This window comes from Streptomyces chattanoogensis (assembly GCF_001294335.1).
GTDB lineage: Bacteria > Actinomycetota > Actinomycetes > Streptomycetales > Streptomycetaceae > Streptomyces > Streptomyces chattanoogensis.
In genome coordinates this window covers 1-301 of record NZ_LGKG01000102.1, presented here as the reverse complement: position 1 = coordinate 301, position 301 = coordinate 1, and the positions used below count along the sequence as shown (strand labels likewise).

At 65.1% G+C, this 301-nt stretch carries 1 protein-coding gene; it reads left to right on the top strand.

Going from position 1 to position 301, the window contains the following annotated elements; translation table 11 throughout:
• The coding region (locus ADL29_RS12815; RefSeq protein WP_157878478.1) for an acyltransferase domain-containing protein at positions 1–301 on the top strand (301 nt) is incomplete at both ends.

The window sequence follows — 301 nt, the reverse complement described above, 5'->3', positions numbered from 1 at the left end:
TCGCTGCCTGGGGCGAGGCGATATCCGTCGCCGCGGTGAACGGCCCTGCTTCGGTGGTGGTTTCGGGTGAGCCGGGTGCGCTGGATGAGCTGATGGCTGTGTGTGAGGCGGACGATGTCCGTGCGCGTCGTATCGCCGTGGATTACGCCTCCCACTCCGCGCAGGTGGATGTCCTCCACGATGAGCTGCTGGACGTTCTGGCCTCGATCGAGCCTCGCGAGTCCCGTGTGCCGTTGATGTCGACGGTGACGGGTGACTGGCTGGACACGTCCATCATGGATGCGGCGTACTGGCACCGTAA